Genomic DNA, 21165 nt, shown 5'->3' with positions numbered 1-21165 from the left:
GTACAGCGATCTTCCTGTGATGGGGCCGCTAAGGGACGCCTGCAACTAGCGTAGATGGCACGGCTAGCGACGTGCTGAGAGGCGACCGACATGGCAGACAACGAACCGAACCCCGAGGACTTCCAGGAGTTCCTCCGAAAGATGATGTCCGGCGAGGGTGGCGGAGACTTCGATCTCAGCGCGTTGCAGAACGCGTTGGGCGGCCCCGACGGTATCAACCTCGATCCTTCGATGATGGCTGCTCTCATGCAGCAGTTGCAGGGCGCGTTCAACGGTGACCCGTGGGAGAACACTCTGCGACAGGCACTGCACATCGCCAACCAGGAAGGGCAGGGGATCACCGACGGATCTCGCTCGTCCGTTGTCGACGCATTCGCGCTCGCGAATCTGTGGCTCGGTGAGGCGACGACCATTTCGGAACTGTCCGAGGCTCCGCAGGCGATGACGCGCGGCGAGTGGGTCGAGAAGACGCTTCCGGTCTGGAAAGAGATTGCCGGTCCCGTCTCGACCAGCATCGCAGATGCACTCACCGGAGCACTGGACACCCAGGTCCCCGAAGACATGCGCGATGCGATCCAGGGTGCGGGAAAGCTCATGCGCGGTCTCGGCGCATCCGTGTTCGCCGCCCAATTCGGGCAGGTGCTCGGCAACCTGTCGCTCGAGGTCGTCTCCGGTGGTGATGTGGGCATCCCGGTTCTTCCGGCTGGAACTGCTGCCGTGATTCCGCAGAACATCGCCGATTTCGGCACCGGACTCGAGATTCCAGAAGACCAGATCTCGCTGTACCTCGCAACACGAGAGCTCGCCTACGCGCGGCTGTACCGGCACGCGAAATGGTTGCACCTGCATGTGATGTCGCAGATCACCGACTTCGCCCGCGGTGTGACCGTCGATGTCGAAGCACTCGAGGACGTCGCCAGCAGGCTGGATCCCTCCAACCCTGAAGAGCTGCGCGCAGCGATCGAGGGCGGCGAACTGCTCCCAGCTCAGACCGAGGCGCAGCGCGAGTCACTGACCCGGTTGGAGAACATCATCGCGCTGATCGATGGCTGGGTGGATGTCGTCACGAATGAGGCGACCTCACGTCTCCCGGACGGTGCGCGTCTGGCTGAGGCCGCTCGACGTCGACGGGCGGTCGGTGGGCCGGCCGAGGATGCTCTGGGAGCGCTGGTTGGGCTGAAACTGCGTCCGCGTCGCATGCGCGAGGCGGCCGACATGTGGCGCAAGGTGACGGATGCCGTCGGCATGGCCGCACGCGACTCTCTCTGGGACTACCCGGATCTGCAGCCGACAGCAGCGGACATCGACGACCCCACCGCGCTGATCGAACGCCTCCAGGCGCGTGCCCGGGGCGAAGAGCCGGCGGCCGACGAGTTCGATGAGGCTCTGGCCCGTCTGCTCGACGGCGAGGATTTCACCGACGGCAGCGGCAACCAGGGTGGCGAGACTCCGGTCTGACCGGCCGGATCGCCGCAGCATCCACTCGATCTGCACAATCAGGCGATGCGCAGAGTTGTCCACTGATCACGCTTTGTCGTCCCGCGGCGGCCTCGGAGTGAGCAGAATCGGGTCATGCCCCCGATCACGCCGCCGACGCTGACACGCCTCGATCCGGCGTACCCGCTGCTGTGGCGCGATGCCGATACCGTGCAATTCGGTCTCGAAGGCCGCGTGCTGATTGCGCTGTCCGAGCCCTGGATCGAACCGCTGCTGCAGGCGATGCGCACAGGCTTCCGCCGACGCACATTCGATGTGATCGCCCATGCGAACGGCGCGCCGAGAGAGGCCGCGCGCGAACTACTGCGCCAGCTGCGTCCTGTGCTGTGCACCGACAGCCCCAGCCCGCCACCGGTATGGATCGAAAACCTCAACGTCGCGGATTCACGCGTGCCTGTGCGACTGGAGAGCGCGCTGGCAGAGGAGGGGTTCGTCACTGCTGAACGGGCAGCGGTCGGTGCGGTGGGGATCGTTCTGGTGCATGGCGCAGCATCCGCACACCAGCTGGTCCCCTATCTGCGCGATGATCTGCCGCATGTGCCGGTGGCGTTCGAACCGGGCGGCACCACGATCGGGCCGCTGATCGTTCCCGGTCGCACGGCCTGCTTGGCTTGCCGCGACGCGCACGAACGAGACCGCGACCCCGCTTGGCCGGCGATGCATGCGCAACTGGTCGCCGCGACATCCGTTCCCATCACCGGCGCACGCGCTGCCGAAGCTGCCGTGCTCGTGGCCCGAATCCTCACCGAGTCGGGGAATGCGAAACGCACGAAGAGCGTGCGGATCAGCCCCGACGGACGCCGCGTGTGGCACGCGGTGACATTTCACGCAGAATGCCGGTGCCGCGAGCAGTCGTTCCAATCTCCTGAACGAACCGCGATTGCTGCCGCTCCCGGTGACCGGCCGCACGCGACCATGAGAGATCAAGCGTTCGCGCAGCGCGCGTGATGCCCACGTAGGCCAGCCGCCGTTCCTCGTCAATGGACTCGAAACTGGTGGCGTAGCCGATCGGCAGCGCACCTTCCGCCCACCCCACCACATGCACGTGCGGCCATTCCAAGCCTTTTGCCGCATGGAGCGTCGACAGCGTGACCGTCTCCATCGCTGGCTCATGCTGATCTTTAGCCCGCGCCATCAGCGTGTCGCTGAACGAGCGCAGCGTGGTCTCGGCCGGGGCTTCCTCGGCCAGGCGAAGAATCGCCCGCCGGGCTTCCCAGCCATCGCGTTGGGCACCTCCGGCTGCCGGCGGTTCGTCGCTGAGTCCCATCTCGCGCATCACCCGACGCACGTTAGGCAGGAACCCGCGCTCGGTCGGAGCAACGGATGCTCCGCGCAGCGCCAGCACCGCCTGACGAACCTCCGGCAGATCGAAGAAGCGCTTCCCGCCCAGCACTGTGGACGCGATTCCGGCTTGTGCCAGCGCCTGCTGGATGACAGCAGACTGCGAATGCGCCCGGTACAGCACCGCGATCTCCGAGGCAGCCGCACCCAACTTCAAGCGCGCGGCAACCGCCTTCGCGACCCCGGCGGCTTCGTCGGTCTCACTGTCGTATGCGGTGATCGTGGGCGGGTCCGCGGTCAGCGACTCCCGTGCCGCCACGAGCTCGAGCGCACCGGGGCGGCCCTTCATCAGCGCGTTGGCGGCGGCAAGGATCGGCGGCTGGGAACGGTAGTTCGTCTCCAGGCGCACCACCGTGGCATCCGGGTAGGTGCGACCGAACTCGAGCAGGTACTTCTGATCGGCGCCGGCAAAGGAGTAGATGGTCTGGCTGGCGTCGCCAACCACGCACAGGTCGCGGCGCTCCCCCAGCCAGAGCTCCAGCAGACGATTCTGCAGTGGCGAAACGTCCTGGAACTCATCGACGGTGAAGTGCCGGTACTGCTCATGCACAGACGCCGCGACGCGCGGCTCGGCCTCGAGCATCCCAGCACACGCCAGCAGCACGTCCTCGAAGTCGAGCTGGCGACGATCGTCCTTCAGCATCTCAAAGGCCTGCTGCAGCTCGGCGAGCTGCTCGGTGTTCACCCGACCCACCGATCGTCCCAGGGCCGCGTGCTGCTCGATGGAGAGCATCGAGACCTTGCGCCACTCGATCTCGCTGGCCACGTCCCGCAGGGTCGCGGTATCCAGTCGGATCCGCAACTGCTCCCCCGCTTGTGCCAGCACGCGAACCTTGTTATCGATGATGCTCGGCGCGGGAGAACCCGCGAGCGTAGGCCAGAAAAAATTGAGTTGTGAAAGGGCAGCCGCGTGGAACGTGCGCGCGACGACGCCCTGCACGCCGAGGGCCCGCAGGCGTCCCCGCAGCTCCCCGGCGGCCTTCGAGGTGAAGGTGAGCGCGAGCACACGGTTGGGCGAGTACGCTCCGGTGTCCACCCCGTGTGCAATCCGATGCGTGATGACCCGGGTCTTACCGGTGCCAGCGCCGGCGAGGACCGCCACGGGCCCACGCAGCACAGATGCTGCCTCGCGCTGATGTTCGTCGAGGCCGTCCAGCGCGCTCACTTCGACTCGTACCAGTCCACGATCAACGCTCGCGCGATGGATGCCGGGCCGGGCAGCCCCACCGGACCATCGCCGGCCAGCGCACTGGCGATCTCTTCGCGGGTGAACCAGCGAACGTCGATGATCTCCTCGCCGTCTGCTCGCGCGTCCCGCTCCTCAGATGCTGTCGCCCGAAATCCGATCATCAGCGAACGCGGATACGGCCACGGCTGCGAGGAGATATACCGCACGCTGTGCAACAGCACCCCAGCTTCCTCTTCGATCTCCCGATGAACGGTCGATTCCAGTGACTCGCCAGCTTCGACGAATCCGGCGAAACAGGAGTACATCCGCCCGTGCCAGTTCGCGTTGGCGCCCAGCAACAGCCGCTCGCCGTCTTCGCTCTCCACCGCGACGATCACTGCTGGGTCGGTACGAGGAAAAAGGTCGAGCGCGCACTGCGCGCATCGACGTGACCAACCGCCTTGGCGCAGCTCGCTCTCGGAGCCGCACATGGTGCAGAACCGAGCGTCACGCAGCCAGGACGCGAGCATTACAGCTGCAACCAGCATCTCCGTGTTCTCGGCGTCGAGCAGTCCCCCGATATCGCGCAGGCCCATCCAGGTCTCTGCGGGAGCCGCGTCGATAGAGTCGGTCAGCGAAGCGGCGGCCGCGACCAGCACGATCGTTCCGTCTTCGCGTCTTCCCAACAGGCCCCACTCGGCCTCACCGACCTCGGAGGGTGCGACGGTGAGCAGTGCGTCATCCTCGACCCGCGCGCGTCCTTCTCGGACGACAACGACCTGCGCGTCATCAGATGCACGAAGCGAGTCGAGGATGCCCGGCTCGTCGCGAATGTGTCCTGCACGATCGAACACGGTACGAACTGTCATCGACTCCCTCTCTCGCAGGCGTGGCGTAGGCGAATCCGCCCCCTGGCCGACCTACCCTGGGGGCATGGCACGGTCTCCCTTCACTCTAGCCGCGGCGGTCACCGCTGCACTGTCCGGTGCGGAGGTCGTCGGTGCGCGCTCTTTGACCGCAGGCGGCGATGGACGTTTCGATTCGGCAGTGGCAACACTCTCCGATGGCAGCGAAGTCGCCATCCGTGTCGGCGACGATGACGAGACTGCGCGTGAGCTCGCCGCCGAGTCGATCGCGCTGCGCGCATTGACCGCGGGAGCGCGCTCGATGCTGCCGTTCCGCGTGCCGGAGTTCCTCGGCGAGACGCAGCTCGCCGAGGGCCGCGCGCTCGTCACCAGCCTGCTGCCCGGCTTCCAGATCGAGGCGGCCCATGTGCCAGCAGGTCGCGGCGCCGCGCAATCGATCGGCGCCTCAATCGCCGCTGTGCATGCCCTGCCAGCTTCCGTGGTGCGCAGCGCCGGGCTTTCCACCCGCAGCGCCGAGGAAGCACGCGCAGACATCCGCCAGCTGGTGGATCGCGCGTCCGCGACCGGACGCGTGCCCGCACGCCTCACCGTGCGCTGGCGTGAAGCGGTCGGCGACGATGACCTGTGGCGATTCGAATCGGCAGTGACGCTCGGCGGTACGCACGCCACATCATTCCTCTTCGAGGATGACCCAGAGCAGGGCCCTGAAGTCGTCGGCATCCTAGATTGGCATGGCCTGTCAGTGGGAGATCCTGCGGTGGATCTGACCTGGCTCTCTTCGGCCCCCGAGGCTGCGGACGATGTGCATGCGGCCTATACCGCGGCGTCCGATCGCGCACCGGATGCGGCGTTGGCTGTGCGCGCCCGGCTGCTGGCCGAGCTGGAGTTCGCCCGCTGGCTCGTGCATGGGGATAATCTGCGCCGCCAGGACATCATGGATGATGCGGCGGACCTGCTCGAAGCACTGTCGGAGGGGCTGCGCGAGCGTGATCTCTCTGTCATCGCATCGCGCAGCGAGGGTGTGGACTCTGCGTTGGATGCGCTCGATCACGTGCCGGCGACGGCTGCCTCGGGATTCAACACCTCGATGCAGACGGACGCATACAGCCCGGAAGATCTGATGCTGGGTGAGGATGCCGCTGAGATCGTCGAGCACGACGCCACCGAGGACCTGTCCAACGTCGTCGATTCGGACCTCGTGCCGCGCGCACCCGGCGAAAAGCCTGGCTTGTCTGCAGATGGCGACGCCCGAGGTTCCGAAAGCGGAGCCGATCCGGCTGGCGAAGCTCAGCGCGCGGCCCGCGCTGCCCTCCAACGCTGGACGAGTTCTTCCTCGGAGTAGACACGATCGCCGCGGATCACCAGATCGTCGGCAACGTAGTACAGCGCGACGTCGATCTCCTCCAGCGGTACACCGAAGCGCCGGTGGTAGGCGAGCCGGTACAGCGCCAGCTGCAGCATCCGCTCATCCTTCTCGGTTTTCGTGCGCGGGGCCTTGCCCGTTTTCCAATCGACAATCTCGATACGCCCGCCCCGGTCTTCGCGACGGTAGACCGCGTCGAGTTTGCAAATGACGATATGACCGTCGCTTCGCCCCGATGACTCTCGCTCTGCGCCAGCGGCAGAATCAGGGTCGATCCCTGCGCCGAGCGCGAAGTTGATCTCGATCTCGACGGCGATGGGTCGCAACGGTGCCCATTCGCTGCTCTCGAAGATCTCTCGCAGCCGCTCGAGATCGACTTCATCTGCAGCCGAAACGCTCCAGGGATCGGGCTGCTCGTCATCGGAATCCCACAGCGCGCTGTCGGGGCTGGGGCCTGTTCCCACAAGACCGGATCGGTGTTCGACCCAGGCGTGAAACAGCGTCCCCAATCGCGTCTGCCGGTACGGCCGCTCGGGCATGGGCCTGGCCAGAGCGAGCACAGTGCCGTCGAAGTCGGTGACATAGTCCTTGAACTTCGACGCCGGAACGCGGGTGGGCGGAGCCATTCGGAGGCCACGCTGACGCTCCGCCCGCTCCGCGAGCAGCCGTTCCAATTGCACGGTCGGCGCTGGCTCATCAACCACAGCGCGCACCAGCGCAGCTGCTTCTTCGACTGCAGTGCGGCGCCCGCCGAGCGGGTCCATCGGCCACACGCTGGTTTTGCCCTCTCCGGCGTAGGGATTGTCTGCGTCATCGACCACCGTGATCGGGTCTAGCCCGAGCGCCTCGATCGCTTCGCAGAGATACGCCCCGGCCGCACGTGGACTCTTCTGCCCCGCCCAGTGCGATCCGGTCAGCAACAGATCGGTCCGTGCCCGCGTGACGGCGACGTAGGCGAGCCGGCGTTCCTCCTGCTGCTGATAGTCGCGGTAGGAATCCTTGAAGACGGTGAGCGCGCCCGGAGCGGTCTTGCTCTTACTCGTCAGTGACGCCACTCCCGCCTTCAACCGCTTCGCCGGATCCGGCTCGTCATCGATGGGCGGGTTCCAGCTGAACGTCGGCAGCGCCGCGCTGTCACCGCGCAGCGCGAACGGCAGCACGCCGAAACCGAACCATCCCGAGGTGTCCGTGGGTCGGGAAGGAAGCTCGCCCTCGACCATGCGCACAACCGCGACCGCATCCCATTCCAAGCCCTTGGAGCCGTGCACAGTCAGCAGCTGCACCACTCCCGGCTCCGGCGGCTCAGGCCGCGGCATCAGCTCATCGGTGCTCTCGGCTTTCTCCAGCCAGGCCAACAGGCTCGAGATCGTGCCTCTGTCGTCGGCGGAGAGGAAGGCACGCACTTCATCGACGAATGCTCGAAGCTGGGTCGCCGCAACCCGCGCGGGCCCCCTGGTCTCGTTAGCGGCCAGTTCGATATCCAGACGCAGCTCCGTCTCGATGAGTCGGATGAGCTCGGGAATGGGCTGTGCCGAAGCCCGACGCAGCCGCTCCAGCATCTCGCCGGCCGCGCGGATGCGCCCGCGCCCCTCCGGCGTGATGTTTTCGAGAAGCCGATAGTCGTCACGGAGTCCGCGCACCACGTCGACCGCATCGACGATCGAGACGGCCTCATCCGCTCCGCGTGACGCGCGAATGCGGGCGCGCAGCTCGTCCGGAAGCGGCAGCAGTGAGCTGTCCCGTCGCGAGAGCTCGGATGCCAGGTCGTAGAGCGCACGCATATCGGCAACGCCCACCCCGAAGCGGGGCCCGACCAGCAGGCGGATGAGCGCTGAGCCCGCGTTCGGATCGTGCATCACGCGCAACGCCGCGACGACATCAACAACTTCGGGAGTTGCCAGCAATCCGCCGAGTCCGAGGATGCGGTGCGGAATGCCCCGGGCGGCGAGCGCCTCGGCGAATGTCTGCATGTGCCGTTTTGATCGGAACAGGATCGCACCCGTGTGCGGATTCGCCAGGTCAGCATGTGCCGCGCGGCGTTCGGCGAACCACTCGGCCACTTCGGCTGCTTCATCGTGCACCGTGAGCGGATAGCGCACGTCCACAGCGCCGACTCCGGCTCCCGGACGAGGCTCCAGCGGGGGCACGTCGAGTTCGGGGCGGCGCAGCGGCTGCAGAACACGGTTGGCGATAGCGAGGATCGAGCTGTCGTTGCGCCAGCTGGTCATGAGGCTGTAACTCTGGGTCGGAGCATCCCGAGCGAAGGTGCGCGAGAACGCGTACAGGTTGTCGGCGCTGGCACCGCGCCAGCCGTAGATCGACTGATGGGGGTCCCCCACTGCCATGACCGCACTATCGCGGAACAGTTCGGCGAGAAAGTGTGTCTGGATCACCGAAGTGTCCTGATACTCGTCCAACAGCACCACGCGGTGCTGCTCACGCAGGTCGTCGCGAACATCGGGCGATGACTCGACGATGTCGTAGGCACCACTGACCTGGTCGGCGAAATCGAGCACGCCTCGGCGGTGCTTCTCAGCGATGTAGTCGCGCACCAGAGCGGCCAGCGTCGGCAGAGCGAGCAGGTTGTCCGCTGCTTTAGCGATGTCGCCGTTGCTGCGGTACGGCTCGAACGCCCGTGCCTGCCCGAGGGCGATCCGCTCAGCGCGTGCGAGGTCGGCACGATGATCGAGAGTGTCGCCGGCGAGTCGCTGGACGGCGTCGACGACTGTTCCGAGGGCGTAGTCGATGCCCTCCAGTTCGGGAAGCTCCGCTCGCAGCACCACCTCGCGGGCCAGCATCCAGGACCCAGCCTGGCTGAGCATGGCAACGTCCGAGTCTCGCCCGATTCGGGCGGCGTGCTCGCGCACGATCGAATCGGCGAACGCGTTGTATGTAGACACCCGGGGCCGGATCATCAGGTCTTCCGCCGTGCGCAGGGACGTCGGGTCCCAGCCGGTGTCGAATCGGGCGGCGAGTTCATCGAGCACGTGTGTGCGCAGGAGCACGCGCTGCGCGCCCGTTGCGGCGTCGTTCACTCGTCGCAGCGCATCCGAGGCGACGATCTGCGGAATATGCGGCAGAAGACCGCGTTGACCGAACTCGTCGATCACCGCCAGCCGCGCAGCAATGCGTTCAGCGAGCTCTCCAGCAGCTTTGCGTGTGAAGGTCAGCCCGAGGATCTCATCGCGTCGCACATGTCCGTTGGCGACCAGCCAGACAACGCGGCCCGACATCGTCTCGGTCTTGCCACTACCGGCACCGGCGACGACCAGCGCTGGCGTCGGCGGTGCTTCGATGACCCGCTGCTGCGCCGCCGTGGGCGGCGGCTGGCCGAGAGCGGCGGCGACATCGAGCGCGGAAAGCCCCGGCCCCTGGCCACCCCACCCGGTCATGAGCTGACCGCCGGGACCGTGTGCACACGGCAGGGGTGAACCCGCCACTGCATATCGGCGCAGTGCGCTTCGACATGCGCGGTGAAGCTGTCACCTGACATCCCCCTGGCGGCGGCGGCGAGCCTGCTCAAGAACTTCGTCCGCGGTTCACCGGTCAGAGTGTGCTGATGGGCGATCCGGTAATCGCTGCCCGACAGCGTGTTGGCCACCAGCAGCAGACGCGCACCGGTGAGCGCCCCGGCGCTGGCACCCTCGACCAGCCCCTGCTCGACAGCGATCTGATACGCCGCGAGCTGTGCATGCTCATCGACTTTCACGCCGGAGGTCGGCTCGTTCTTCCCGGTCTTCAGATCCACGACGACGATACGCTCTCCGTTTTCTCCCGCTCCCATATCGGTCCAGCCACGGCCGCGGGCCGCTGCATGCTCTCCCCCACCGGTCGGGTACGCCTCGACGCGGTCGATGAAACCATGCACGATCGCCCGATGTGGACCGGATATCTCGTCGCCGACACGGACCGCTGGCACCGCGTCAACGCTCGTGCCTTCAAGGTCAGCTTGCTCGGCGACGTCCACCGAGAATCGGAACTCGACCTCGCTGGCGAGCACCCGACCGCGTTCGGATGCGACTTCGCCGAGGTAGGCGTGCAACCGCTCGATGTACAGGTCGGCACGGCGACGCTCCTTGCGTCCGATCCATTCGGTATCGAACTCGAGTTCCGGCCAGCGTTCCGCGAGAACAGCCTGCAGCTTCTCCAGGTCTCCATCCGGGACCGTCTCCATCGCCTCGTGGATGATCGTGCCCATCCCGGCGGCCGGCGGCAGCACAGTATCGCCGCCCAGCGCCGAGATCGCCCAGTTCAGCTCGCACTCTTCAAACGACTCCATCTTCGATGGCGAGACACGGGCGGCCTCCGCAGACAGGTCGTGCAGCGGCGCGGTCGTCGACATCGGAGTGATTCCGTACCAGTCCTGCGGATCTGCACCGGGGATGCCTTCACGGGCGAGCACCGCCAGCTGCCCGGCCGCAGCCGCGCGTGCGTCAGCGTCCGGCGAGCTGGTCAGAGTCCGGCGATGTTTGGCGACCAGGCCGCGGAGGGTGAGCGGATGCTCGGCGGCGGGATGGGCAGAGACCGGCGGAGGTTCGGGCAGGAACGAGAAAAAGGGGCTCGGGCTCGTGCTGTCGTCGTCGACCGCGGTCACCACGATCCGCGAGCGGGCACGAGACAGGGCGCGCACGAACAGCCGCAGTTCGTCGTGGAGTGCCGCACGGCGTCGATCGATGCTGTCCGGCGTGGTCGCCGGAGCGCCCGCACGTGTGGCGAGCACAGCATCCGCCAGCCGCCAGGTCTCCAGCAGCCCACCGCGCAGACGCACATTCGGCCACACACCATCCTGCACGCCGGCGACCACCACGGCATTGAACTGGGTCGCCAATGCCGTCGCCGGCGTCAGCAGGGTAACCAGTCCCGGTCGATCCGGGGTGGAGAGAGTGTCTTCAGGAACCTCGCTGTCGAGAATCTCACGCACGAACGTCTCGGCCGGCTCATTGGGAGTCCGCTCGACGAACCGTTTGGCCGCATCGAAAAGCGCCACCAACGCGTCCAGCGCGCGAGAGATCTCACCGCCGCCGGGCTGTCCCGCAGCCTCGCGCCAGTACTTCTGCAGCTTCGAGCCGTTCTGCGCCCTCGCATCGTCCCAGATTCGCCAGAGCAGTTCATGGATCGTTTCGCCGGCGGCGATGGCATCCGCCGTCTGAGAAAGAGTCTTGGCGAAACGGGCTGCCGCTCGAGCTTCCGGAGCATCCACAAAGGTGAAATGCGTGGGAAATGCCATCGCCTGGCGCAGCAGCTCCGACGCCGGAGTCGAGCCGCCATCGGCGAGTTCCAGGTGTCTCAGCCGCGCGCGCAAGCGCCGCAGGCCAACGGCATCCATCCCGCCGAATGGCGAGCACAAGGCGTCGACCAGCGCCTCCGGCGCGCGGTCGTCAGGATGCTGCACGGCAAGCCGGACGATGCCGACGATGTCGCGGACGACGCCCTCGCTGCCGAGTGGACGCTGCACACCGGCGGCGCGAGTGGGCACCTCGCGAGCGGCAAGCTCTGTCTCCAACGCCGTCACCTGTCGCGTGTCATGTGCAATGACGGCCATGTCGCTCCAGGCGATGCCGTCGCTCAGGTGCCAATCCCGCAAAATGCCGGCGATGCGGTCGACCTCTTCATAGGGTGAAGGCGCGAGAAATGCCTGTACACGGGAGTCGGCGACCTCGGGGGTGGGTCCGGGTGCGCGGCGGTGCTCGACACGACCAGCAACACCGATGGACTGCGTCACCCGGCGGGTCAGATCGGTCAGAGCCGGTATCTGCCGGTGCGGCGTGTCCAGGACGAAGACCTGGGCAAGGACTCCCGAGAGCTCATGGAACAGCTGCGGGCTGGCCCCGCGGAACGACCCGGAGGAGATGTCAGGGTCGCCGAAGGCGAGAACGGAGATGCCGCGCGCGCGCAGTGCCCTCACCAGGGTGATGCCACCGCGGGTGATCTCCTGCGCGTCATCCATCAGCACCACGCGAAGCGGTGCAAGCGGGCCGAGGTCTGCGGCATCCGCCGTCTCGAGGATCGCGGCAGCCTCGCTGATGAGGTCGGCGCTGTCACGGTAGGCGGTGCGCATCGACGCAAGCACCGCGCGGTACTCCTCGATGAAGGATCCGGCAGCCTGCCAGACCGGTCGCCCCGATGCCTGCAGCTCGTCCGACAGCACACCCAGTTCCCGGCACTCGGCGAGCAGCGCGCGCAGTTCGGAGCGGAATCCGGTTGAGGCGCGAACACTCGGTCCGAGCGCTTCCGGCCAGCGCGACGGCGCCCCCGATGCTTCATCCTCATCGTCGCCCGCCAAAAGGTCGGCGATGATGCGGTCCTGGTCGGCTCCCGTCAGCAGCGCCGGGGGCTCCTCCCCGGCACGCACCATGGCCCCGCGCACGATTTGAAAGGCGAAAGACCCCACCGAACGCGCCAGCGGGCCCGGAGTCGCCTGACCGATGCGCACACCGATGCGGTCGCGCAACAGTGTGGCGGCCTGCCGGTTCGGGGTGAGAACGAGCACCTCTTCCGGCGCCAGCACACCGACGCTGTCATCTTCGGTGAGCAGGTGCGCGACACGGTCGATCAACGTGTGCGTCTTTCCTGTTCCGGGTGCACCGATGATGACGCCGGAGGTGTCGACCGGGGCCGCGACCACGGCGCGCTGTGCAGCATCTGAGGTCATGACTTCCACGCTATCGGGAGGCCCGGACATCAGCCGAGCCGGGGTAGAGTTGGGCGCAGTCCCCGAACCTTCAAGGAGCACGCGTGGAAATCCGCATCGGCATCATCAACACCGGCCGCGAGCTGAACTTCGAGACCCCCGCCAACGCGGATGAGGTCCGCACTCAGGTGTCCGCGGCGCTCGAGCAGAACACCGCTCATGTGAGTTTCGTCGACGTCAAGGGCAACTCCTACATCGTCCCGACCGCAAACCTCGCCTACATCGAGTTGGGCACCGAGGAGTCACGTCGCGTCGGCTTCGTCGCCTGACCTCGTGTACATCCTTCTCGCACTCATCGCGGCGTGCGCGCTCGGAATCGCCGTGCACTATCTGCTGCCCCGCCGCACTCTTCGCGGCGTCGCGCTGGTCCCCGCTGTCTCGACCGCGGCCGCTGCCATCATCTACACGGTGATGCAGTGGTCCGGCGTCGGCGCTGAGAGCATCTGGCTGTGGCTTACGAGCATCCTCGGCGCGGTCGTAATCTCCGCCGTTGCGGGATACGTTCTCACCACGGCGCGCGTCCGGTCGGATGCCGAGACCAAGGCTGCGCTCGGGATCTGATTGCGCGGAATCTGATCGCGCTGGGCATTGTGTCCAGCGGATGCTACGCGGCCAGGCCCATCGCATCCATGCGTCGCGCGTGCGCGCCCATGAGTTCGGTGTAAACCGGTTCCACCCGGTCTTCGTTCACGGCGAGCCGCTCCGGGCGAAGCGCCTGTCGCGCCACCAGAAGTGTGTCCCCGACAAGTCGGCGCGCCCACATCGACAGCAGCGAACGCCACTCGTTGTCGATGTCGATCGTCTGCTTGAGGATGGCTACGATCTCGCCGGTGTCGTCATCCTCGCTGAGGATATCGGCGACGCGCTGCCCGGTGTCGCCGTAGCTCGAGGCCAATGCCAAATAGAAATCGTCCAGCATCCCGGCGGTGATGTAGACGGCGAGAAGGGTTTCCTTCGGACGTACTCCGATGGTCTTGCGACGGAAGGCATCCAGGTACTCCTGGAACGGAAGCATGATCTCGGTCGGGTCCTCGCCCTGCTGCCGGATGACCTCGACGATGCCGCGATGCTTGCTGAGGGCTGCGCCGGCGGCACGTGCCAGTGCGCCTTTCTCCTCCAGCTCCGGTGTCGCGCGGATCAATCGGGTGAGCGTCTCGAAGTATCCGAGCTGCAGGTAGGCGGCCTGACCGAGGAACCGGTTCAGCTCAGGCGCGAGCTCGGCGAAATCGACTCGGGTCGCGCCGCTGAGATCTCCGCGACTGCGGATGGTCAGATTGCGTCGAGGCTTATCCGTCTGCCAGAACCATTTCACCACGCGTTCAGACTACCCGCGCATCGATGATCCGCTGTGTTCTGCGCCCCTCAGGTAGTCTGAAGTTGCCCTGCCATTGGAGCCGGGCGCCGCGCCTGTGGCACAAGAGACGGCGTGGATCCGTAACGAGGCGTCTGTTTCACATCTGAACAGCGCCGGACAGGCAATAGAACACGTGACAACATTCGCTGATCTGGGTGTCGATCAGGACATCGTCGACTCGTTGGCCGCAAAGGGCATCGTCGACGCATTCCCCATCCAGGAACAGACCATCCCCCTCGGCCTTCCCGGCCAGGACATCATCGGCCAGGCCAAGACTGGCACCGGCAAGACCTTCGGTTTCGGCATCCCCGTCGTACAGCGTCTCGGGTTGAACCCCGAGCCGGGCGTCAAGGCGCTCATCGTTGTACCGACCCGTGAGCTCGCCGTGCAGGTCTACGAAGACATCGACCTGCTCACCACCGGTCGCTCGACCAGCGTGGTCGCCATCTACGGCGGCAAGGCATACGAGGGTCAGATCGACCAGCTGAAGGCCGGTGCGCAGATCGTTGTAGGCACGCCGGGCCGACTCATCGACCTGGCAGGTCAGCGTCTGCTGGACCTGTCGAACGCGACCGAGGTCGTCCTCGATGAGGCCGACAAGATGCTCGACCTCGGCTTCCTCGCCGACATCGAGAAGATCTTCCAGAAGATTCCCGCCATCCGGCACACGCAGCTGTTCTCCGCGACGATGCCCGGGCCGATCGTCGCCCTGGCGCGCCGATTCATGTCGAACCCCATTCACATCCGCGCCAGTGACCCCGACGAAGGCTTGACGCAGGCGAACATCAACCACCTGGTGTACCGCGCGCACTCGCTCGACAAGGACGAGGTCATCGCCCGCATCCTGCAGGCCGAGGGTCGCGGTAAGACCGTCATCTTCACCCGCACCAAGCGTGCGGCTCAGCGACTGGTCGACGAGCTCGGCGATCGCGGGTTCAACGTCGGCGGCGTGCACGGAGACATGGGGCAGGAACAGCGCGAGCGCTCGATGGCCGCGTTCAAGGCCGGCAAGCGTGACGTCCTGGTCGCCACCGACGTCGCTGCCCGAGGCATCGACGTCGACGACGTCACCCACGTCATCAACCACACCATCCCGGACGAGGACAAGACGTACCTGCACCGTGTCGGCCGTACGGGCCGGGCCGGTAAGAAGGGCATCGCCGTCACGTTCGTGGACTGGGAAGACCTGCACAAGTGGGCCCTCATCAACCGCGCCCTCGAGTTCGGCCAGCCCGAGCCCGTCGAGACGTACTCGTCGAGCCCGCACCTCTACGAGGACCTGAACATCCCGGCCGGCACGAAGGGACGGTTGACCACCGCTCCGAAGACCCAGTCGGTCAAGACGCAGAGCAAGCGTCCGGAGAAGGCCGCCGATGTTGCTGCCGAGCAGGGAACCGACGAGCCCGGCACGCGCCGTCGCCGGCGCCGCCGCGGTGCGGGTGACAAGGTCGGCTCGACCTTCGTCGAGGACGCTCCGAAGACCCCGACAGCGGAGGGCGCACCTGTGGCCGACCGTGACGCCGAAGGTGCCGGAACCCACGACGGTGACAAGAGCCACGAGCACCAGGACGGCAAGCCTGCCCCGCAGCGCCGCCGCCGCCGTCGCCGCTCCGGCGGTGCCGCGCCAGCTGGCGCCTGAGCCCAGCGGCGCACTTCGCCGACACCATCATTCAGCAGGCGCTGCACCATTCGGTGCGGCGCCTGCTGTTTCGTGGTGCGCACAGCGGCGGATCGCGCAGCGGCGGATCGCGCGGTTCAGGCGAAGCGGGGCGGCGTGCCAGTGGCCCGCTCGATGATGCGAGCAACCATCTCATCGCTTGTCGTGTTCTCACCCGGCAGGTTGGGTTTTCCCGTGCCGTGGTAGTCGCTGGAGCCTGTGACGATCAGATCGTGCTCGGCGGCCAGCCGCTGCAAAGTGCGCTTGCCCTGAGCGGTGTTCTCACGGTGGTCGATCTCGACTCCGCCCAGTCCCGCCGCGATCAGCTTCTCGAAGTACGACAGCGGCATCATCCGGTCGCGTCCGGCCGTGACCGGATGCGCGATGACGGCGACTCCCCCAGCCTCGGTGATCAGACCGACGGCAGTCAACGGATCAGGGGCGTAGTGCGGCTCGTAATACCCCTCACGTGGATGCAGGATGCCCTCGAACGCGGCTGAGCGATCAGCGACGATGCCACGCGCCACCAGTGCATCAGCGATATGCGGGCGGCCCAGTGTGGCATCCTTCGTCGTCTGGGCGACGACATCGGCCCAGGTGAGGTCGTAGTCGCGCGCGATATTGCGAACGATCCGCTCGGCGCGGCCCAGCCGGTCGTCTCGGATGCGGTCGGTCTCAGCACGCAGCGCTGGAGCATCCGGGTCGAATAGATATCCCAGCACGTGGACGCTGCGCCATTCGTACTTCGCCGACAGCTCCATCCCCGGCAGAAAAGTCATGCCGACAGCAGCCGCGGCCGTCGCAGCCTCATCCCACCCCGTCGTGCGGTCATGGTCGGTCAGAGCCATCGTGCGAACGCCGTGGGCGTGAGCTTGCCGCACCACCTGACCGGGGTTCTCCGTTCCGTCTGAGTGGTTGGAATGCAGGTGCAGATCGTTCGGTCCGCTAAAGCGATGCACGTTGCTCATACCTCGACAGTACTGCGGCGCGCGCGGCCCGCGGCGGCAGGCGATTCACAGTGTGCGCCTTTAGGCTTGGGGTGATGTTTCGGCTGCTGGGGATCCTGATTACGGTGCTGTTCGCCATTGCGACAGCGATCGTGGTGTGGCCGCAGTTCTTCCACCTTGAGCAGGTCTACCCATTCGCACAGCTGGTCGCCGTCCGCGGCGCAGTCGTTGTCGTATTCCTGGTGATTGCGGTCGTCTCACTGCTGCTGCTGTTTGCGCGGCCGCTGCGCGGGTTCGCGGCATCCATTCTGATCATCGCGCTGCTGGGAGCCGGGGCGACCGCCGGAATCGGTGCGGTCCGCGGCTTCGGCACCGGCGAACTGCCCGAGAAGACTGCAGACAGCGTTCGCGTGCTGACCTGGAACACCGCGGGCGAAGCGGTCTCGGCTGAGAAGATCGCCGAGACGATCCTGTCGCAGCAGGTCGACGTGGTCACGCTGCCCGAAACGGCGGAGTCTGTCGGCGAGCGGATCGCAATCATGCTGCGTGAGCAGGGACGGCCGATGTGGGTGCATCACGTGCAGTTCGGCAATGTTCCCAACGGCCCCCAGGCGTGGGAGACCACGATCCTCATCTCCCCCGAGTTGGGCGATTACTCGGTGATCGCATCGTCCCAGGACGGTACGAACAACACCAGCTCCGTTCCCAGCGTCGTCATCATGCCGGTGGATGGTTCCGGTCCCACGATCGTCGCGGTGCATGCCGTGGCTCCACGCGTGGAGGCTATGGAGCGTTGGCAATCCGATCTGCAGTGGATCGCCGACCAGTGTCCCGAAGGGGACTTCATCCTCGCGGGCGACTTCAACGCGACGCTGGACCATATGGCAGCCCTCGGAGTCGATGGGGGCGACATCGGATACTGCCGCGACGCCGCGGTACGCACCGGAACGGGGTTCACCGCGACCTGGCCGGCATCATTCCCTGAGCTGGTGGGTGCTCCGATCGATCACGTCATGACCAGTCGGAACTGGAATCCGACCGGTTCGCTCGTGCTGGATGCCGCCGGCAGCGACCACCGTGCACTCCTTGTGCAACTGGAGCCGGTCGGCTGAGCCGCGCGCCCCGACCATTCCCCGTGCACAACTCCTGAAAAAGAGCGGCGGGGGCCGGGGCATCCGGCGTATTCACGCGGGCACGATGCCGCCGCACCGGCAAATCTCAGGAGTTATGCGCGGGAGCGGCGGCGCGCCCGGCGCACCAGAGCGTAGATCGCGCGCCAGCCGAGCAGGAACAGGGCCAGCGTGAGTGTTGCGACGATCGTGAACGGCAGTGCCGTGCCCTGCCCGCTCGCCACCCTCAGCAGCAGCCCGCCCACTACCGTGACCGCCCAGACCAGCAGTCCGACCAGCAGCCGCTCGGGATGCCAGCGCAGCAGCAGCACGACGGCGTGAGCGATGAGAACAGCGGCGAGGAACGGCCACATCGTGTTCAGGGTTCCCGGGATGTCGCCGACGATTCCGGAGTCATGCGAGAGCCTTCCGATCACGCAGAACACTGCTACCAGGACCACGTCGATGAGGATCACGATCGGCGGAGCCACGCTGAAGCTGTTCACGTCCCCCAGCCTATGCGGGAGTGAGAGACTGGAGGTATGAGTACTGGAGAGAGCGACACCATCGCTGAGGCCCCCGTCACCAACCGCAAGCAGCCCTTCCCCCGCGGTTTCCTCGACACGATCTCGACCGGCTGGGCAGATCGCCCCGAGACGATGCCCGTTGCCCGCGAGCAGGCGGCATTCGCACAGGCTCGGCGCGACAAGATCTCCGCTGCGTTCACCGGCAAGCGTCTGGTGATTGAAGCGGGCTCGCTGAAGCAACGTTCCAACGACACCGACTACCCCTTCCGCGCGCACTCGATCTTCGCCCATCTGACCGGGTGGGCAGCAGACACCGAGCCGGACTCCGTGCTGGTGTTCGAGCCGGCCAATGCCGGGCACGATGTCACCCTGTACTTCCGTGAGCGTGCCGACCGCACGACGACCGAGTTCTTCGCGGATGCCACGGTCGGTGAGTTCTGGATCGGCCCACGCCCGTCGCTTGCCGCGGTCGCCGCAGACCTCGGCATCGCCACGGCGCACCTGGCCGAGCTCGCGTCCGGCTCCGACGACGTCACGATCGAGGATGCCGATCTTGCACGGTTCGCATCGGAGCTGCGTTTGGTCAAGGACGCATACGAGATCGAAGAAATGCGTCGTGCCGTCGAGATCACCGGCCGCGGTTTCGATGACATCATCCATGCACTGCCCGATGCTGCCAAACATGCTCGCGGCGAACGCGTCGTGGAGGGTGTCTTCCACCGCCGCGCCCGCGAAGACGGCAATGGCGAGGGCTACGACACGATTTCGGCATCGGGTCCGCACGCTTGCTACCTGCACTGGACACGCAATGACGGCAGGGTCGTTCCCGGAGATCTGATCCTCGTGGATGCCGGCGTCGAGCGCGACAGCCTGTACACAGCCGACATCACGCGCACACTCCCGGTGAACGGTAAGTTCTCCGATGTGCAGCGCCGCGTGTACGAGACCGTGCTCGAGGCTGCGGATGCCGCATTCGCTGTGGCTCGTCCGGGCGTGAAGTTCCGCGAGGTTCACGAGGCTGCGATGGGTGTCATCGCCGAGCGCGTCGCCGAGTGGGGTCTGCTGCCGGTCACTGCCGAAGAAGCGCTCGATGCGGATGCCGGCGGCCACCACCGCCGCTACATGGTGCACGGCACCAGCCACCACCTCGGAATCGACGTGCACGACTGCGCTCAGGCGCGTCGGGAGATGTACTACGACGGTGTTCTCGAGGCAGGCATGGTCTTCACGATCGAGCCCGGTCTGTACTTCCAGATCGACGATCTGACTGTGCCGGAAGAGCTGCGTGGAATCGGCGTGCGCATCGAGGACGACATCCTGCTCACCGAAGACGGCCCGGTGAATCTGTCGGCCGACATCCCGCGCAGCGCCGCGGATGTCGAGGCGTGGATCGAACGCATTCAGCAGGGTTGATGTTCTCCCGGCGGATGCTGTTCCGCGCGGGCGCCATCGCTTATGTGGCGCTGGCGGCGTGGGCGGATGTCGTGCACTGGCGATCGAGCCACGGGATGCTGGGTACGCAGGCGCGTACGGGAGCATCTGAGGCTGTCGTCGTGCTCGGCTTCCGCAACCACGCCCCCAGAGCCAACTTCGTCAACCGGTACCGGGTGCGCGCCGGCATCCGTTCGCTTTCGCTGAGAGGAGAGAGCGTGCTGGTGTTGTGCGGCGGAGCCGTGGCCGGCGCCATCCCCGAGGCCGAGCTGATGCAGCGTTACGCCCGTGATGAGCTCGGATACACGGGCCAGATCCTGTTGGACACCACGAGCGCATCGACCCTGCAGAACATTGAGAACGCGATCGGGCTGATCGAGCAGGCCGACGCCATCAAGATCGTCTCCAACTCACCCCACGCCGAGGTCGCTCGGGAACACCTGTGGCAGTTGCGACCGGATCTGGGTGAGCGACTTATCCGTGGCGAGGAGCATCGTTTCGGCGAAATCCTGCCGATCAAGATCGTGGCGGCGCTACGGGCGGTCTGGTATCGCTGCCAGCAGCGACTGACTCGAGGAAGTCTCCCGCGAACTGTGCCAATGACGCACCGATGACCTCCGGCGGACGGCGAGCACCCCTGACTTCGAACGAGTGACCGCCGCCCTCGATCCACTCCACGCGTGCGTCGTGACATGTGGACAGCACCTGTTCGAACTGCGACAGCGGCTGGATGAATGCGTCGTTCGTGCCTTCGATGAACAGCTGCGGCACGGTGATCGCCGGCAGGTGCTCGGCACGCGGCTTCTCCGGTTTGCCCGGGGCGTGCAGCGGATATCCGAGGTAGATCAGGGCGTCGACGTGCAAGCCTTCGGCGACGGCCATCGACGCCATCCGCCCGCCGTAGGACTTTCCCGCGGCCCACAGTGGCGCAGCGGGGTCCTGCGTGCGCGCGAATCGTGCTGCCGCATGCCACGTGGCGATCGCATGCGCGGCGGGACCCGGCATCCGTCGCCCCTGCTCGCGATACGGAAAGGTGAAACGTAACGTCGAGAAGCCAAGCGTATTGAGTGCGTCAGTGAATCCGACGAGGAACGGATGCTCCATTCCCGCTCCCGCACCATGGGCGACGATCACGGTACCGCGATCGGATCCCTCAGCCCACTCAGCGGATACCGACACCGGCCCGCTGGGCAGCTCAACCGGGAAGTCCATAT

The 21165-nt window shown here is 66.3% G+C and carries 16 protein-coding genes; 8 read left to right on the top strand and 8 right to left on the bottom strand.

All coding sequences use genetic code 11. The features are described 5' to 3' along the window. The first annotated feature begins 90 nt into the window (after positions 1–90). Positions 91–1458, top strand: coding sequence for a zinc-dependent metalloprotease (locus ACW5CM_RS03925; protein WP_438253469.1), 1368 nt, complete (start codon positions 91–93; stop codon positions 1456–1458). Between the two features lie 823 nt (positions 1459–2281). On the opposite strand, the gene ACW5CM_RS03920 is transcribed toward ACW5CM_RS03925, so the two are convergent. Together ACW5CM_RS03920 and nudC are read right to left on the bottom strand one after the other, a co-directional pair. After that, entirely contained in the window at positions 2282–4003 is a 1722-nt protein-coding gene (locus tag ACW5CM_RS03920) for an ATP-dependent helicase (protein ID WP_439254902.1), read from the bottom strand. Next, complete coding sequence (gene nudC / locus ACW5CM_RS03915; RefSeq protein ID WP_457124235.1) at positions 4000–4875, bottom strand: NAD(+) diphosphatase; 876 nt, start codon at positions 4873–4875, stop codon at positions 4000–4002. Before nudC ends, ACW5CM_RS03920 begins: the two co-directional genes overlap by 4 nt. 64 nt (positions 4876–4939) lie before the next feature. Here nudC and ACW5CM_RS03910 point away from each other — a divergent pair, with 64 nt between their 5' ends. Then, positions 4940–6214 carry a phosphotransferase gene (locus ACW5CM_RS03910; protein WP_457124234.1) on the top strand — a complete coding sequence of 425 codons (1275 nt, stop codon included), beginning with the start codon at positions 4940–4942 and terminating at the stop codon, positions 6212–6214. On the opposite strand, the gene ACW5CM_RS03905 is transcribed toward ACW5CM_RS03910, so the two are convergent. Beyond that, positions 6160–9627 (bottom strand): ATP-dependent helicase, encoded by a 3468-nt coding sequence (locus ACW5CM_RS03905; RefSeq protein WP_457124233.1) that lies wholly within the window; start codon positions 9625–9627, stop codon positions 6160–6162. The genes ACW5CM_RS03910 and ACW5CM_RS03905 overlap by 55 nt on opposite strands. After that, positions 9624–12887, bottom strand: a complete 3264-nt coding sequence (locus ACW5CM_RS03900) for an ATP-dependent helicase (RefSeq protein ID WP_457124232.1) — start codon at positions 12885–12887, stop codon at positions 9624–9626. The genes ACW5CM_RS03905 and ACW5CM_RS03900 overlap by 4 nt, the downstream gene beginning before the upstream one ends. Positions 12888–12970: 83 nt before the next feature. On the opposite strand from ACW5CM_RS03900, the gene ACW5CM_RS03895 reads away from it, so the two are divergent. Both ACW5CM_RS03895 and ACW5CM_RS03890 read left to right on the top strand, forming a co-directional pair. Beyond that, positions 12971–13195, top strand: coding sequence for a DUF3107 domain-containing protein (locus tag ACW5CM_RS03895; protein ID WP_439254907.1), 225 nt, complete (start codon positions 12971–12973; stop codon positions 13193–13195). Between the two features lie 4 nt (positions 13196–13199). Then, on the top strand, positions 13200–13487 hold the full coding sequence (locus ACW5CM_RS03890) for a hypothetical protein (RefSeq protein WP_438253462.1): 288 nt from the start codon (positions 13200–13202) through the stop codon (positions 13485–13487). A 43-nt stretch (positions 13488–13530) separates the two neighbouring features. Here the strand turns inward: ACW5CM_RS03890 and ACW5CM_RS03885 are convergent, their stop codons facing one another. Further along, positions 13531–14241 (bottom strand): ferritin-like fold-containing protein, encoded by a 711-nt coding sequence (locus ACW5CM_RS03885; RefSeq protein WP_438253461.1) that lies wholly within the window; start codon positions 14239–14241, stop codon positions 13531–13533. A gap of 172 nt (positions 14242–14413) precedes the next feature. Between ACW5CM_RS03885 and ACW5CM_RS03880 the strand changes: the two genes are divergently transcribed. After that, a complete protein-coding gene (locus ACW5CM_RS03880; RefSeq protein WP_438253460.1) occupies positions 14414–15919 on the top strand; it encodes a DEAD/DEAH box helicase in 1506 nt (501 codons plus the stop codon). 116 nt (positions 15920–16035) lie between these two features. On the opposite strand, the gene ACW5CM_RS03875 is transcribed toward ACW5CM_RS03880, so the two are convergent. Beyond that, entirely contained in the window at positions 16036–16905 is an 870-nt protein-coding gene (locus ACW5CM_RS03875) for a PHP domain-containing protein (RefSeq protein WP_438253459.1), read from the bottom strand. A 74-nt stretch (positions 16906–16979) separates the two neighbouring features. On the opposite strand from ACW5CM_RS03875, the gene ACW5CM_RS03870 reads away from it, so the two are divergent. Beyond that, positions 16980–17996, top strand: a complete 1017-nt coding sequence (locus tag ACW5CM_RS03870; RefSeq protein WP_457124231.1) for an endonuclease/exonuclease/phosphatase family protein — start codon at positions 16980–16982, stop codon at positions 17994–17996. Between the two features lie 113 nt (positions 17997–18109). Here ACW5CM_RS03870 and ACW5CM_RS03865 read toward each other — a convergent pair whose 3' ends face one another. Further along, the gene (locus ACW5CM_RS03865) at positions 18110–18499 is read right to left on the bottom strand and encodes a DUF3054 domain-containing protein (RefSeq protein ID WP_457124230.1); all 390 of its coding nucleotides are present in this window, start codon (positions 18497–18499) and stop codon (positions 18110–18112) included. 36 nt (positions 18500–18535) lie between these two features. On the opposite strand from ACW5CM_RS03865, the gene ACW5CM_RS03860 reads away from it, so the two are divergent. Both ACW5CM_RS03860 and ACW5CM_RS03855 read left to right on the top strand, forming a co-directional pair. Next, on the top strand, positions 18536–19933 hold the full coding sequence (locus ACW5CM_RS03860; protein WP_457124229.1) for an aminopeptidase P family protein: 1398 nt from the start codon (positions 18536–18538) through the stop codon (positions 19931–19933). After that, positions 19906–20565 (top strand): YdcF family protein, encoded by a 660-nt coding sequence (locus ACW5CM_RS03855; protein ID WP_457124228.1) that lies wholly within the window; start codon positions 19906–19908, stop codon positions 20563–20565. Before ACW5CM_RS03860 ends, ACW5CM_RS03855 begins: the two co-directional genes overlap by 28 nt. Here the strand turns inward: ACW5CM_RS03855 and ACW5CM_RS03850 are convergent. Beyond that, entirely contained in the window at positions 20468–21163 is a 696-nt protein-coding gene (locus tag ACW5CM_RS03850; protein ID WP_457124227.1) for an alpha/beta hydrolase family protein, read from the bottom strand. The genes ACW5CM_RS03855 and ACW5CM_RS03850 overlap by 98 nt on opposite strands. Positions 21164–21165: the final 2 nt, after the last annotated feature.

Source organism: Microbacterium wangyouchuni (assembly GCF_054072595.1).
The sequence above is the reverse complement of the archived record's forward strand: the minus strand, read 5'-3'. Positions and strand labels throughout refer to the sequence as shown.

What these genes read in the sequence shown, in the direction of transcription:
- ACW5CM_RS03925 (WP_438253469.1), top strand. Translation starts at nt 91, where the DNA reads ATGGCAGACAACGAACCGAACCCCGAGGACTTCCAGGAGTTCCTCCGA.
- nudC (WP_457124235.1), bottom strand. Translation starts at nt 4,875, where the DNA reads ATGACAGTTCGTACCGTGTTCGATCGTGCAGGACACATTCGCGACGAG.
- ACW5CM_RS03910 (WP_457124234.1), top strand. Translation starts at nt 4,940, where the DNA reads ATGGCACGGTCTCCCTTCACTCTAGCCGCGGCGGTCACCGCTGCACTG.
- ACW5CM_RS03905 (WP_457124233.1), bottom strand. Translation starts at nt 9,627, where the DNA reads ATGACCGGGTGGGGTGGCCAGGGGCCGGGGCTTTCCGCGCTCGATGTC.
- ACW5CM_RS03900 (WP_457124232.1), bottom strand. Translation starts at nt 12,887, where the DNA reads ATGACCTCAGATGCTGCACAGCGCGCCGTGGTCGCGGCCCCGGTCGAC.
- ACW5CM_RS03875 (WP_438253459.1), bottom strand. Translation starts at nt 16,905, where the DNA reads ATGAGCAACGTGCATCGCTTTAGCGGACCGAACGATCTGCACCTGCAT.
- ACW5CM_RS03870 (WP_457124231.1), top strand. Translation starts at nt 16,980, where the DNA reads ATGTTTCGGCTGCTGGGGATCCTGATTACGGTGCTGTTCGCCATTGCG.
- ACW5CM_RS03860 (WP_457124229.1), top strand. Translation starts at nt 18,536, where the DNA reads ATGAGTACTGGAGAGAGCGACACCATCGCTGAGGCCCCCGTCACCAAC.
- ACW5CM_RS03850 (WP_457124227.1), bottom strand. Translation starts at nt 21,163, where the DNA reads ATGGACTTCCCGGTTGAGCTGCCCAGCGGGCCGGTGTCGGTATCCGCT.